Annotated in this window: 9 protein-coding genes; 2 read left to right on the forward strand and 7 right to left on the reverse strand. The window is 41.5% G+C overall.

The window, feature by feature from the left end; all coding sequences use genetic code 11:
* On the reverse strand, positions 1-193 hold a 193-nt coding region (locus ACWB0I_RS09615; protein ID WP_479387847.1), incomplete at its 3' end, for a hypothetical protein.
* 233 nt (positions 194-426) lie between these two features.
* On the opposite strand from ACWB0I_RS09615, the gene ACWB0I_RS09620 reads away from it, so the two are divergent.
* Positions 427-1,650 carry an alkaline phosphatase family protein gene (locus ACWB0I_RS09620; RefSeq protein ID WP_479387848.1) on the forward strand — a complete coding sequence of 408 codons (1,224 nt, stop codon included), beginning with the start codon at positions 427-429 and terminating at the stop codon, positions 1,648-1,650.
* Positions 1,651-1,730: 80 nt separating this feature from the next.
* On the opposite strand, the gene ACWB0I_RS09625 is transcribed toward ACWB0I_RS09620, so the two are convergent.
* The 6 genes from ACWB0I_RS09625 to ACWB0I_RS09650 all read right to left on the reverse strand — a co-directional run bounded on the left by ACWB0I_RS09625 (position 1,731) and on the right by ACWB0I_RS09650 (position 8,839).
* Positions 1,731-2,087, reverse strand: coding sequence for a carboxymuconolactone decarboxylase family protein (locus tag ACWB0I_RS09625; protein ID WP_479387849.1), 357 nt, complete (start codon positions 2,085-2,087; stop codon positions 1,731-1,733).
* Positions 2,074-3,444: an MATE family efflux transporter gene (locus ACWB0I_RS09630; RefSeq protein ID WP_479387850.1), complete on the reverse strand. Its 1,371-nt coding sequence runs from the start codon at positions 3,442-3,444 to the stop codon at positions 2,074-2,076. The genes ACWB0I_RS09625 and ACWB0I_RS09630 overlap by 14 nt, the downstream gene beginning before the upstream one ends.
* A gap of 576 nt (positions 3,445-4,020) precedes the next feature.
* Entirely contained in the window at positions 4,021-4,695 is a 675-nt protein-coding gene (locus tag ACWB0I_RS09635; protein WP_479387851.1) for a hypothetical protein, read from the reverse strand.
* A 681-nt stretch (positions 4,696-5,376) separates the two neighbouring features.
* Complete coding sequence (locus ACWB0I_RS09640) at positions 5,377-5,697, reverse strand: hypothetical protein (RefSeq protein ID WP_479387852.1); 321 nt, start codon at positions 5,695-5,697, stop codon at positions 5,377-5,379.
* A 678-nt stretch (positions 5,698-6,375) separates the two neighbouring features.
* On the reverse strand, positions 6,376-7,506 hold the full coding sequence (locus ACWB0I_RS09645; protein WP_479387853.1) for a hypothetical protein: 1,131 nt from the start codon (positions 7,504-7,506) through the stop codon (positions 6,376-6,378).
* 433 nt (positions 7,507-7,939) lie between these two features.
* Positions 7,940-8,839, reverse strand: a complete 900-nt coding sequence (locus ACWB0I_RS09650) for a hypothetical protein (RefSeq protein ID WP_479387854.1) — start codon at positions 8,837-8,839, stop codon at positions 7,940-7,942.
* A gap of 1,416 nt (positions 8,840-10,255) precedes the next feature.
* Here ACWB0I_RS09650 and ACWB0I_RS09655 point away from each other — a divergent pair.
* Positions 10,256-15,328 carry a S8 family serine peptidase gene (locus ACWB0I_RS09655; RefSeq protein ID WP_479387855.1) on the forward strand — a complete coding sequence of 1,691 codons (5,073 nt, stop codon included), beginning with the start codon at positions 10,256-10,258 and terminating at the stop codon, positions 15,326-15,328.
* Positions 15,329-15,827 lie beyond the last annotated feature (499 nt).

Here is a 15,827-nt window from a genome sequence, read left to right on the forward strand (position 1 = left end):
AGATTTCTCCGCTCTGAAGTTCGCTTTCGCTCCGCACATCGGTCGAAATGACAATCATTGAGGCTTTGTGCCAAGCATCATTCCAGATCCCGAAACTCGGGGACAGGCCTGTCTGGACGGCTGTCCAGACGGTTGGAGCGCAGCGGAAATCCCGATTTTCTGGCACAGGCCATTCAACAATTAAACAATTCAACAAATCAACCTTTTTACTTCCTCACACAGCACAAAAATTTTCGCACGCTAAAGCATTAGAAGTTTTAAAGGAAGTATTCTAAAATCCAATTCTCGCAAAAAGAGGCTGAGCAACAACTCATTGCGGCAATGAAACAGAATCCGGTATTGAACAACACTCCTGCAAAAATTCATTTTGTACCTTATTGACTTTTAATTTAGATTGCCATCATTAAATTTATTTGAGGTAGGCTTATGCAACGATTCAAATGTGTTTTCATCCTCTTTGTGCTTCTGTTTTCCGTGGTAATGGGACAGAAGCCCTATGTGCTCATAATCTCATTTGACGGTTTTCGCTGGGACTATCTGAACCGTGGCATCACACCCAATCTGGAAACATTCGCCAGCCAGGGTGTTCGGGCGATTACCTTTGAACCGGCCTTTCCTTCCAAAACGTTCCCCAATCATTACACCATTGTAAGTGGCTTGTATCCGGAAAATCATGGATTGATCAATAACCGTTTCAGTGACCCTTTCACCGGGAAAAACTATCGTCTGGGAGACACCAGTGTTGTACGGGACGCTTACTGGTACAAAGGAGAAGCCCTCTGGGAAACGGCCAGGCGCCAGGGTGTTTTAAGCGCCAGTTTCTTCTGGCCCGGTTCCGAAGTGCATCTTTCTTACCGACACCCAACCTATTTTAAACACTATGATGGATCCATTCCTCCTCTGGAGCGCATCAATGGCATCATTCGCTGGCTACAACTTCCGGAAGAAAGGCGCCCCCATCTTTTGTTTTTGTACTTCAGCGATACGGATACCTATGGTCATCGCTTTGGGCCGCAGTCCGAGGAAGTCAATCAGGCCATAAGACGATTGGACCAATATTTTGGAGTTTTGCGCAGTAAACTGGATTCCATTGGCCTGGCACAGGAGATTAATATCATCATTCTTTCCGACCATGGCATGGCGCCCTTACGTCCGGATGGGCAGATTCTGTTGTACAATGTGCTACAATCCAGAACGGTTCGCGTAGATGGCTACGGCCCGCTGGTGCACATCTTTACCAATTCCAGAGAAGAGAAAGAAAAGGTTTTTAAACTTTTGAACAAAAATCGAAGCCATTTTACGGTTTACAAAAAAGAAGACATTCCCGATTATTTTCACTACCGGAACAGCCCTTTTATCGGTGATGTTGTGGCGCTTGCAGAGCCCGGCTACACCTTTGTACGCAGTGCGGAGGAGCTAGCCAAAATCCGCCGCCACCCGTCGCGGGGAGACCATGGATATGATAATCACACACTGGATATGCAGGGTATTTTTCTGGCTGGCGGCCCGGCCTTTAAAACAGGCTATGCCTGCGAAACATTACACAACGTAGACGTTTACCCTCTGGTTTGTAAAATTCTGGGCATTGTCCCAAACGGTAAAATTGACGGCAAGTTAGAACGTATTGAGTTTATTTTAAAGGGCCCTTGAGCCAGATTCTTGTTTGTCAAAGGGCAGAAAAAATTTAAAGAGAACATTACTCCTGGCCAGTAAATGGCAAGTGAATTTGCTCATTGATCATCCATTGTCAGCAATTCTTCCAGAATTTCAAAGGCATATCGTAAATGCGGAATCACAATGGTGCCGCCAATGATCAGTGCAATGTTCATGGCCTCGTACAATTCTTCTTTGCTTACCCCTTCCGAAACGCAACGATCCAGATGGTAGAAAATGCAATCATTGCAACGCAAGACCATGCTTCCCACCAGCCCCATCAATTCTTTGTATTTAACCGGAATAGCCCCTTGCAGATAGGCCTTGTTGTCCAGTGCAAAGAATTTTTTAAAATCATTGAATCCGCTGTTCAAAATCTTTTCATTCATATCCAGACGGTACTTCCGCGTTTTGACCACCTTACTCGATCTCATTTTGATCCTCCGTTTTTATTTTCTTTTTCCATATTCCAACTGCAAATAACAGAGCGTTTAAAAATCCTTTCAGACCAGTGGTTATGGCAATAGCCCACCAGATTCCACTTGTGCCCAGGCCCATTTTTACCGCCAGCCAGTAGGCCAGCGGGATGCGCGCTGCTGTGATGGGCACGCTGACCAACATGACCGGCAAAGTGTAGCCCGCCCCGCTAAATGCTCCTTCCATGATAACCTCAAGGCCAAGAAAAATTTCAAACAGGGCAATAATACGCAAATACTGCGTTCCGATCTTTTGCACCAGTGTGTCCTGGGTAAATACACTCATTAAAACATCAGGGAAAAAATAGTAAACGGCCGATACAACCAGCAAAATCAAAACACCATAGGCATTAACCAGCCAGGCTGCTCGGGCTGCCTGTTTGATGCGTCCGGCGCCCACATTTTGTCCTACCAACGTTGAGGCGGCCACAGAAAAGCCCACACAGGCAAACCAGGCAATCCCTTCAATACGATGCCCGATGCCAATGGCAGCAATGGCTTCCATGCCAAAGCGGGCAATAATGCGCGTTAAAACAACGTAAATGATGCTGAAAAAGAATCCGCCAAAAGCCACTGGAGCGCCTATGGCGATCAACTTTCTTATTAGTGCACGGTCAATCATTGGGCGCCGCTTAAAGGCCGGCAGGTAATGGCGACGTCTTAATAGCCACCACAATCCCCCCACCGAAGCCAATTCACTGATTATGGTAGCCAGAGCTGCCCCGCCAATCCCCATCTCGGGAAAAATCCACCAGCCAAAAATAAAAAAAGGGTCGGCAATGGCATTCAAGGTTAAGCCAAAGGCTAAAACGATCATCGGGGTTCTGGTGTCTCCCATTCCGCGGTAAACGGCTTCGAAGGCCGTAAACCAAAAAATAAAAACCATGCCGCTTAAAATAATAGTCATGTACTGACGGGCTAATTGCAAAACCTGCGCGTCAAAGCCCATCAGGGCATAGAGATGATCCTGAAAAAGATAGACTATGCTGCCTACCAGAAATACGGTCAGAGTGTTTAAAATCAGTCCCTGTCCGGCTGCAAAGCGGCCCTCTTCTGGTTTTTGCGCCCCGATATTCTGAGCAACCAGAGCAGCCATGCCATTGACACTGAGGGCGGTCAGAGAAAAAATTGCCCAAAGAATAAAGGCACAACCTCCAATGGCCGCCAGGGCGTCGGCTCCTAATTTCCCCACCCAATAGGCATCGATCAGCTGGAACAAGGTCTCCAGCACCGACGAAATCATGCCCGGCAGGGAAAGCCTAAAAATCGTGCCATGAATATTCCGGTAAATAATGGGTTGAAAGTTGTTTTGCATTGCGCCTTTTCTCAATTGCCCCGGGCTGAAATCTACAAAAAAATTGGCATTTTTTCAGTTTTAAGCTAAGGCAATAGAATCGCAAGCTTTAAAAACCACTGAGAGCTCAGAGAAATCACAAAGAGTGCAAAAATGTAATTTTAATTAAAAATCACGAATTAGAAATTATTTTTTAAGAAGGGGCCAGGATGTGAGAACAAGCAGGGCTCAACCTGACAGGTCTGTCCGTCTGTCCAGACAGACAGGCAATGAATGTTTTAGTTAAAATTAATTGCCCTCACCCCCCGCTCCCCTTCCCCCAGAATAAAAGTCTGGGAGAGGGGGGCTTATGGGTTATTTCCATACATATGTTTGAGATTTCCGATCATGTCTCATTCATGATCAATGTGAATTCGGTCTGTCAGCCCAATGCTCATTAAACCATTCAACAAATCAACAATTTTATTTCCTCACTCAGCACAAAAATTTTCGCACACTGATCCATACATCTTTTGAGGGAAATATTCTAAAAAATATAGGCGAACTCCTCCCAGAACAGATATTATCCAAGTATTTTGATTAACCGTATTAATTTTTCTAAAATTTATTTATTGGACTATAAACTCTTTCCTTCTTAAATGAAATTGTTTTTTTGAAGTATATGCGATTTTGTATATATTTATATTTGTCTCCATTCGTTTTCAGCCATTTGTTTGTACTGGAAGAAAAGGATAATGATAGTAATTCGTTTATGGATACATAATTATTGTATAGTTCATACGAATTGCCGTTCGAATCCACGACACGCACATCCCAATATCCAGGAGAAACCCTCCAGTAAGCTGATTCTCCTGGATATAATGTGCCAGCTAGAGCATCGCTTCCCCAATATTGGTCAGAAGATGGAGAAATATATACAGATTTGACATAAATGGACGCGTTATTGGTTAGTTTTATTGCACCAGCATCTGCATTGACATTAAAATTTGTAGTCTCATTAGGTTTTACGTTTGTTTGATCGCTAAAATAAAATTTAAAAAGTCCTTCACCGGAAATGCTGACTGATTTTTCTTCCGTTTCAAAAATAGAGTTTGTTAATTCCCACGATTTATTTATCCTGCTATTCGCCCCAACTTCATATGTATTTCCATCAATATTAAGGCTTAATGATGAATTAGTATTGTTATTTACATTCAATTCACCTTCTTCAGTACATCCAATTAACGTGCTTAAAATAAAGATAAAAAGCGATAATAAAATTTTCGATTTCATAAGTATACTCCTTTCTAACACTTAGATTTTACCACAAAATTACCTATATTTATTTAAGTTAATATTAAATTATTTATAATTAGCTAGCCTTCCAGAGAAGTTGTAAGTATACACAACAAATTTACTCAATAGATGACATACTAGATATTACAATCACGCCTCCAGCCTTGTAAGGAATTCTCAAGCCAATTAATAGAAAATCCTGAGTATAGGTTTTAAATTTCAAAATGGGTATTGCATCAAACATTGAAGTTTTAAATATTTTTTTGCTAATAAATAAAGTATGATTAATTTTGTTCATAAAATTATTATCTTTATAATTGATGTTTTAAATATAAAATTGAATTCCTTTTTCATACTGAGCAAATTGATTAATTATAATTTAAGCAGCGTTTACACTAACAATGCATCCATCCTGATAAGTCACCCAGTACTCATATATTTTCCCATTGACCTTCCATTTAAATTTTCCTATTCCTGTCCCCGAGCCAATATATTCAGGCATTTCAAATTTAATACCATATTGAGTAAATGTCTTGCAACTGGTTATTTTAATTTCTTTTGAATATTCTGGATTTGCACTATTTTTATCACAATATGTTGAAGCCACAAAAAAATAATTATAGATGTCACAAAAATTAAAATTTTTGTGACATCTTTCTTTAACATTTTATCCTCCTACTATTTTTTATATGGCTTTCCTTTTTCAGGTACAATAATTGTGATATCTTTATTTTGATTCCAAGTCGACCAAGTGCCAAAATTTCCTGTAAGTAAAATTGAATATTCACCGGTCCCTTTAACTTCTTGAGATTCAACCTGTTTTACTCCAACTGTAAAAGAACCAATAATATTGCTGTTTTGAGTTAATGTTACTAATACTATTTCTGAGCTATTATTTTCTACTGTAACGGAATGTGACTGTTCACTACATCCCCAAAAAACAGAAATAAAGAAAATGAAAAATATTTTTAATGTGAATGATTTAGTTAATGTTTCCATGTTTACCTCCTTCTTTTTATAAACCATTTTTTATCTTTTTTTGAGCCATTATTTTTAATTACATAAATTATGCCATTTGTTGTTGGCCCAACTTCTATTACTCCATAAACTTTTTTAGTCTTAATATCAGTTAATTTTACTTCGCTTATATGACGATACCATTTTATCGATATCATTTATTATTTAGTAATTATATCAGTTGTAAAACCAACAGAAATATCTTCTGATGTTTCATTATTAATTGTAACTTTATTAGGATATCTTTTGTAATGACTAATGTAATCCATAACATAGCCATAATTCTTGTTATAATATTTGCTTTGACTATATCTGTATTGAAAATCATAGGTTATTTCATCAATAACAGAACAAGATGTTATTAAAATTAATATTAAATAGTAAGTCAATGAATTTGATGAATAAGTTAACATAATATTTTCCTTTATCCTTTGCATTCCCAAGTTCAAGAATAAAAAAATTTATTGTTTTATTTCTTTACATTCTCCATTTCTACAAACATAAAAAGTAACCGAAACTCAACTAACATTTACAGCTCCTGAATTTTTGAACAAAAAGTCCATTTCCAGCTGAACCGAAACATCCCCTTTAACCAAGAGACATTTAAATAAAACACATTCAAAATGTAAACCACCTCTTAATCTTTAGAGTTTACTGATATTACCCTTTGATTTTAATTATCCAAACTTGTTTAGGCTTTAAGGTAATGCCTACTTCAGATAAAATAATTTTTAATGGTTCATCATAACCCACATGATAAATTATTAGTACTCTTTCATCTGGGGATAGATAAACTACATCCACACCTGGTTTGTCATCGATATCTCCAACTATTCCATTGTATGAATCATAGGCAAAACCGTCCATGCTTGAAATAATTTTAATTGCAGCGCATATCCTTCCATTTACATCTCTTCTTGCAACAAATTCGTCTTTTGATAACTTAGGTTTTCCTACGAGATACATTCGTCTTTCTATTGTGCTTTTATTTATAGTAGATGTGTCTTTTGAATATTGCTTTATTTTTTCAATTGATTCAGAAGCATATTGCCTTTTAAAAGGATCTGGATCATTAATATATTTTTCTAATAATTTAATATCGTTGAAATAACCAAAATTTCCAATTATTCGTAAAGCTTCACGTTGAAAGATATAAAAATCAGAAAATATCATTTTTTTTACAACATCATGAGCTATTGGATCTCTTTTTTTTGATAGTAATTCCGCGGCTTGTAAAGCTAAAGCATTATTTTTATTTTTTAATAAAGCTTGTAATTTATTATAAATTTTTTCATCTTCAAGATATATATATAATTTTTTTAAAATATTTTTTTTCCGAATTAAACTATATTGGTCGTCTTTAAGTTTTTTTAAATAAAAATTTTTTATTTTTTCGTTTTTAATATTTTCTATTAAATTTAAAATTTTTTTAAATGAATCATCATAAGGTGTTTCTAGGGCATAAAGAAAAAGATCAAGAAATTTTTCAGGTTCAATTTTTTCTAAATATTTAATAGCAATGTTCCTCACTCTAAAATCTTTATTATATAGGAATTCGACCAGCTTTGTATAGTCTTTCTTTAAATAAGTTTCCTCAACTTCGTCTGGCATTGTAAAACAAGATATTAATAACAATATGAATATCAATAAAATTTTAACTTTATTTCTCATAATCTTAACTTCTAAGGCAGCATAGCCGAAACCGAAAGTGCTAGAAACTTTTTTAATCACAATTATTTTTCTCGCAGATTTTGCAGATATTCGCAGATAAAATTTAATCCAACTCTTCAACACGGCCCTCCAAAAGCAGCATTAAAAATTTAGCACGCTAAGTCGCTAGATCTTTTGAATGAAGTATTCTAAGGCAGCAGAGCCGCAACCAAAAAACTTCTTTAAAAAATGACAGGCCGGTGCCCCGGAACCCTTTAACTCTTACACTCATATACTCTTGACTTTACTTCTCCAACAGCAGAAGTTATTTCACAAATTAGCCCTCACTCCCTCGGGCCCCCTCTCCCAGAATACAAATCTGGGAGAGGGGGAAGACTTGTGTGTGAAATTTTAACATGTATTGGGGATTTCTTACACGTGCCCCATTTACGGCCAATGGTCGGCCCGATGCTTATTCAACCATTCAACCAATCAACAATTCAACGGTTTTGTTCCCTCACACAGCACAAAAATTTTCTCACGCTAAAGTGTTAGATCTTTTAAGGGAAGTATTCTAAAATACATTTTCTAATTTAAAATCTGTGATATCTAAAAAAACTTTGCCATCACTTTTATTAAATAAGAATGCAATTCTTGACCAATCAGGTGAAAAACAAGATTGAAAAAATCTTCTTGAAGATTTATATAATTTTTTAATTTTTCCACTTTCCAAATCACAAAGATAATTTTGAAGTTTTACAAAACGCCCATCAGGTGATACTTCCATAGCATAAGCCAACTTCCACACACTTGGAGCCCCTTCAATAACATACCCCGCCTTACCAAAATCAGTCGAATATTTGTTTTTTGCTAAATTAAAAGTTCTGTTATAACTAAGTTTTGGATTGGTGAAATTTACTAATATATTTACAACATTCGCATAATCTTCAACTTTAATGTTTGCATTGTAGTTAATTTTATATATTTTGTTTAGGGAAAATATATATCCTTGCGATTTTACTTCTATCATATCTACTTTACCACCTGACAATATATTTATTAACACACTCTTTAGTACTTTTTTGCCTATCGTAGATAACCGTTGTTCTTCTAATGGTAATTCGCCATAGTATAGTGAATTTAATTTTTCAATGATTAAATTTTTTTCTAATTCATTTATATTTTTTATTTTTCCATTTTTAATATCAATTACCCTAATATTTATTTGATCATCCTTTTTGACACTAGGCTCAAAAGTAACTATAGTATTGTCTTCAAACCATTTGATTGCGTATATTTTCTCAATCAAATCATTTTTACTTAGTTCAGGAATTGGTGTTCTAATTTGATTGTTTTCATAATTGTAATTAGGGAACAAATCTTCTTTGACATAGATACCACTTCCCTTAAAAGTTGCGCATGAAATATTTAAAATAATAACCAATGTTAGCAAAATAATAGTTCTCAACTTCATGGTTTTTAAACCTCCTAATTTTATGTTATATAATTTTTACAAAATTTTTAACATTTTTTTAAAGTTAACTCGTTATTAGTTAAACAAACAAAAAAGGCTGATGCCGTTTGATATTCAACTTACTTTAGTTTATGACTTCCAATATTTCATTTAAACTTTTCTTCTTCCTTGCAGGTACTAACTCTTATCTCCAAATTGCTTAATAATTCTGACTTTAATAAATGATAAATTAATTATGTCATTACCGATTGATTCCGGCTTTAATAGCATATTTACCGAAAGGTCGGCCGTATCTTGTTGTTCCGTTGGGCTTGTTTTGTGGGAACAATAAATCAAAAAACTAAGGGTTACAAGCCCCATTATTTAAAAGTAACATACTCATTTTAAACCTCCTCCAAATGAAACGCTTGCTTAATATATTATCAATTTTAATGCCAAAAATTTTTACCTGTTGAATTTATTGTGTTTACAGAAATAACCGTTTGCCATGGTAACTTTTTTTGTTTCACTGTTGCAATGTTTTAGTGCTATGGATGTTGCAACCCTGAAACACAATTTGGGTGTCTGAAACGCTCTTTTTGATGGGAAAAATCATATTCACCCTCGACAGCAGCATGATTAATATGTTGCATTTGTGCAAGAGGCAATAAAAACGCAAAGGAACAGTATCTTAATCATTCGAAAAATTCCTTGAGCGCTTGGCGAACTCGTTATGCCTTACTTTCTACCGAAAAAATCGCAATGTTTTTAAAAACGTGACACGTAACCCATAACAAGTTAAAATGGTAAATGGTAAAAACTTTTACGAAAACCCAGGTCAGCAGCACCCCAAGCAAAAAACATTACCGCAGGAATTTAACAACCACTGAGAGCTCAGAGAAATCACAAAGAGTGCCCGTCTGGCCACCTGCTGGAGCCAAGCGGAAATACTGATCTTCGGGAACAGACCCGTCTGGCTGGCGCAGCCGGACAGGCCCGTCTGGCCACCGGACAGGCCCGCCAGTCTGGCAAGGCGCAGCCTGACAGGTCTGGCCAACCGGACAGGCAAAGCATTCACAAAGAGCGCAACGATTTCAAATAGAAAATTGCAAACTATCTTAACATATCTGAGTAAAACTCAGCAAAGCTGCACTATTGGCTCCCCCTTCCCTTCTTTTAATAAAGGAAAGGGGGCGTGGGGCTAGGATTTTCAGCACAAAAATTTTCGCATCTCGCTATGGCGGGACAGATCTTTTGAAGGAAATATGTTAAGTGACACAGCATGGATCAATACCTTAACGGGTTCCCACCTCAAAAACCATTTTCCTATTTCAATTTGTTTCATCATTCATCCGGCTATATTTTGACTTGTGCCATAACTATTATGTTGTAATTTTTATTAAATTCTTTAAAGACATCTTATTCCAGGAATAAAAAATGAACAAATTTAAATGGCTCTGTTTTCTGGCGCTGATCACTCATCCCCTCTTTGCTCAAAGCAGTAATTTCTTTTACCAGTATCGCGGCCAGCGCATCGAGCTGTTTCCTTTACAGGATCAGCTTTCTGTGGAATTCAAATCTGTAGACAGTCGTCAGCAGATGAAAGCAGTGTTGCAAAAGTATCTGGTTGATTTTGAAATCGGCAATCCGCTCTGGACGCAAAACATGCCATTGGTTAAGTTACGGCAGCCCCTGACCCGTCAACAGTTACTGGAAGTGATCGACCATTTAAACCAGGATAGCCAGATCATTCTGGCTACGCCGATATTCAGAAGGGCCGACAGCCGGGTCAGGCAAACCGTTAACCGCACGTTTTTCGTCCGCTTTTATGAAGATGTTTCCTTGCAGACCATTCGAGCCATTAACACAAACAGCGGAGCAGAAATCGTAAAATCTTTTCCGCAAAACACCTATTTGTTGCAAATGGAGGCCAATAGAAAATGGAATGGCCTGCAGGCGGCCAACTATTACACGGAACTACCCGAAGTGCGCTACGCCCAGCCCAATTTTATTTACATGAACTGGGAAACCTTAAACTTCGACGTTAACGATCCACTGTGGCCGGAGCAGTGGGCGCACAAAAACACGGGCCAATCCGTTGTTACGGCTACCAAGGACAACACCCTGCCAGACCACGTCAATGGCTACCCGGATGCCGATATCGATGTGGATCTGGCCTGGGACGTGTTGCAAAATCACGGTATCAGTGCAGGCGGCAGCGCCGAAATTGTGATTGGCATGCTGGATAGCGGAGTAGATTTGGATCATCCGGACCTGGATGACAACCTGTACAGTCAGGGAGTCGATTACACGCCGGACAATGGCAGTGACGCAAATGATGTACAGGGCCATGGAACCAGCACGGCCGGTATTGTAGCCGCTGAAGGGAACAATGGCCTTGGAGTGGCCGGCATTGCCTTTAATTCAAAAATATTGCCCTTAAAGGTATTTACCCTTTACGGCAGCGCTGACGACGCCGGCTACGCCGAGGCAATGGACTATGCCTGGCAGCACGGTGCCGATGTCATCAGCAACAGCTGGAGCGGCTCCTCCCCCAGCCAGGCCCTGGATGACGCCATTCACCGCGCTAAAACCCAGGGACGCAATGGTAAGGGTTGCGTGGTGGTTTTCTCCAGCGGCAACGGAGGAAGCGGAAATGTCAGTTATCCGGCCAATCTTACGGATGTGTTAGCCGTTGGCGCTTCCAATATGTTTGATGAAAAGAAAAATCCGGGCAGTCAGGACTACCAGCGCAGTTGGGGCGGAAATTACGGAGAAGCCCTGGATCTGGTAGCGCCTACCATCGTGTATACCACAGACATTGTGGGGACAGCAGGTTATGTAGATGGCGATTACATGGATCATTTTGGCGGAACCTCGGCCGCCTGTCCCCATGTTTCTGGGGTAGCCGCCCTGGTGCTGGCAGCCGACAGCAATTTAACTGCCAGTGAAGTCGAACATATTCTGGAACAAACGGCTGATAAAATCGATCTTTACCCCTTTGATGAAAATGGCTGGAACGTGCATGTGGGCTTTGGCCGCGTAAACGCTTACAAAGCCGTTAAAATGGCTTTTAACGAGAATGGCGACGTCCCACTCATTGCGCACACCATGTTACAACCAACTTCTTCGGTTGAGCCGCGTACGGTCAGCGCCATTATTACCGACAATGACGGCATTGCCGGCGATCAAAATCAGCCGGCCCTGTTCTACCGCACCATTTTCCAGGGCGACACCAGCTCCTGGGAAAAAGTGCTTGACCAGGACGGCCCCACAGGCAATCAATACGATTTTACCATTCCGGCACAAAGCTGGGGCACTCTGGTAGAATATTACATCTCGGCGCAGGACAATTCTCCTGACCTGCTGGAAAACACCTTTCCATTTAAAGGCGATGCGCTCAGCCGCCCGCCTAAATTTCTAAAATACTATGTGGGCGATTTTTCAACACAGATTTACAACAGCAGCGATGTGCCCGTAACCATCAATAATGACAACCAATTTTTTACTTCAACACTAAACATTGCCGACGATCGCTCCATTGTTGATGTGAATTTGAATTTAACGGTGAGCGGTTTTATTAATGACCTGTCACTGGCTCTGGAATCGCCTGCCGGCCCGGCCACAGGTCCGGCCACACACAACGGCGACGCCCAATCTGAGTATCAGAACACCACACTCGATGACGAAGCTTCTACGGCTCTCTACCAGGGCGTAAGTCCTTACAGCGGCACGTTTAAACCGGACAATGCTTTCTTTTATTTTGACGGTTTGAACGCTAAGGGAACCTGGACGCTCAAAGCTTTTGATGACACCTATTACAACAATAATTCGACCATTGAAAGCTGGAGCCTGGAAATTACCTATTTAAACCCCATCAATCCACCAGTGGTAAGCGACATCCCGAATCAAACCATTGCCGAAGGCGAATCCTTTACACAATTTGATCTGGATGATTACGTAACCGACGCAGACAACAGCGATGACCAGATTACCTGGACCTATTCCGGAAATACCGATCTGCTGGTCAGCATCGATCCCAACACACACGTGGCAACCGTACAACCCCCGGACGAAAACTGGAACGGCAGCGAAACCATTACTTTCACAGCTACCGACCCCTCGTTGCTGTCGGATTCGGATTCCGCCACCTTTACCGTAACTGCAGTGAATGACCCGCCCGTGGTCAGTGATATTCCCGATCAGACCATCGATGAAGGACAGACCTTTGCCTCTTTTGATCTGGATGATTACGTAAATGACGTGGATAATCCAGATTCGGAATTGACCTGGACTTACAGTGGCAATGTGGAACTATCCGTTCAGATCGATCCGTCCACCCATGTGGCCACCGTTTCCACGCCCGACACTAACTGGAACGGTAGTGAAAGCATCACCTTTACGGCCACCGATCCCGGAGGACTTGCCGATAGCGATCCTGCGCTTTTTACCGTAAATCCGGTGAATGATCCCCCGCTGGTCAGCGACATCCCGGATCAGACCATTGACGAAGGGCAGAGTTTTACTTCGTTTGATCTGGATGATTACGTCTCGGATGTGGATAATACCGATTCCGAACTGAGCTGGACCTACAGCGGCAATGTGGAATTATTGGTTGAAATAGATCCCGCAACCCATGTTTGTACAATTACGCCCCCGGACAGCGAATGGAATGGCTCTGAAAATATTACTTTTACCGCCACGGATCCTGACGGTCTGTCCGATAGTGATCCGGCTACCTTTACTGTTAATGCGATTAACGATCCGCCGCTGGTTTCGGACATTCCCGACCAGACCATCGATGAAGGGCAGAGTTTTACGCCCATCCATTTAGACGATTACGTCAGCGATCCGGACAACGCGGACAATGAAGTCAGCTGGACCTATTCCGGCAACAAAGAGCTGATCGTCACCATCGACGCCAACCGCGTGGCCACGGTCAACGCGCCCGATTCCAACTGGAACGGCAGTGAAACCATCACCTTTACGGCTACCGATCCAGGCAACCTGTCCGATCAGGATTCAGCAACCTTTACCGTTAATCCGGTGAATGATCCGCCAAAAATCACCTCCACGCCGGACACCATCGCCATTCAGGACCAATTGTACCAGTACCAGGTCATGGCCCAGGACCCCGATTCCAATGAAACGTTAACCTACAGCCTGCTCTCCGCTCCGGCCTTCCTGAGCATTAACGCGCAAACAGGCTTAATCAGCGGCACGCCAGGCAACAGCGACGTGGGCCAGCATGCGGTTTCTGTGCAGGTCAAAGACAGCCAGAACGCCACGGATCAACAGGATTACACTCTGACCGTTAAAGACCAGAACGATCCGCCGCTGGTTTCGGACATTCCCGACCAGACCATCGACGAGGGACAGAGTTTTACGCCCATCCATTTAGACGATTACGTCAGCGATCCGGACAACGCGGACAATGAAATCAGCTGGACCTATTCCGGCAACAAAGAGCTGATTGTCACCATCGACGCCAACCGCGTGGCCACGGTCAGCGCGCCCGATTCCAACTGGAACGGCAGCGAAACCATCACCTTTAAAGCCAGCGATCCAGGCAACCTTTCTGATCAGGATTCAGCAGTCTTTACGGTCAATCCCGTAAACGACGCTCCGCAACTGTCCGATAGCCTGCCACTTCTGAAATTTAAGGAAGACGACAGCCTCTTTGTGCCGTTTACTTTCTGGTTTGCCTATGTTCAGGATGTCGATACGCCGGACAGCCTTTTAAGCTACCGCCTGAAATCGGGTCCGCACATCATGAGCCGTCAAAAAGAGGGTGGAACTCTACTTCTGGCTCCGGAAAACTGGTCTGGAACGGATTCATTAAGGCTTCTGGTTAGTGATGGGGTTAATAGCGATTCCGGCACAGTCTTTGTTGAAGTTCAGGCTGTGAATGATGCGCCGCAGATCGTAAATTTCCCGGACACACTGCAATTTATTAAAAGCGATTCCCTCATCCTTAATCTGCTTCCCTTTGCCCGCGATGCAGAGACGCCGCCAGAGCGTTTAAGATGGCATTTTGCTCTGTCAGACTCACAGATTAGTCTGGACTATTCTTTTACAGAGCAAACCTTAAAGCTGTGGAGCGATCATTTTAGCGGGTCACTTGATCTGTTTGTGCGCTTAAGCGATGACAGCGGCGCTTTTGCTCTGGACACAGCGCGGGTTGTGGTAAAAGATACGGTAACAGGTATTGAGTCCGAAGGCTCATTGCCCTTAACCTACTGCCTTTTTCCAAATTTTCCCAATCCCTTTAATCCATCGACCACGCTCCGTTTTCAATTAGCCCGAGCGGCATTGGTTCGGATTGAATTCTTTGACGTGCGCGGGAGAAAAGTCTTTAGAACCCTGCAGAAACACTGGCCGGCCGGAGAGCACACCCTCAAACTCACACTGACTCCCCTGCCTTCGGGAATCTACTTTTACCGTCTGGTGGCTTTGCGCAATCAGCAGATTGTTTACAGCAAGATCAGGAAAATGGTGTTATTGAAATAGTCGGCGTCCCTTTTGGGCTTGGAATATTTGCTTTAAAAGACTACTGCTTTTCTTTGTGAAAATTTACGTGCTGTTTCAGGGAAGCGACAGGTTGAAGAATTGGTTCATTTTTTCCTGCGGAGTAATGGTAATCACCCTGGCCTCAATTTCCGCAAAGCGGGCGAGGGGGAAATGGAAAGTTGTTCTCAATACCGGTGAAGCGCCGTTACTATTAAATTGTTAGCTCTCCACTCTTACAACTTTCCCATGAAGTGTAAAACTTTTCTTCCCCAAATGAATCAGGGTCAGAATGACAGGCGGCACGAAGCTTCTTTAATTGTCATTTTGGCCGGCATCCCAACTACGTCGGGACAGAGCGGAGAAATCGTTTTTCGCCCTGACACAGGTCTCGAGCTGAAGCTCGAGTTACGTTGCGTTTGCCTGAATTCCAGTGGAAGGGATTCTTCGCCCCAGATAAATCGGGGACTCAGAATGACATTTTGGCACGGGCCCACATCGC

This window comes from Caldithrix sp. (assembly GCF_056497305.1).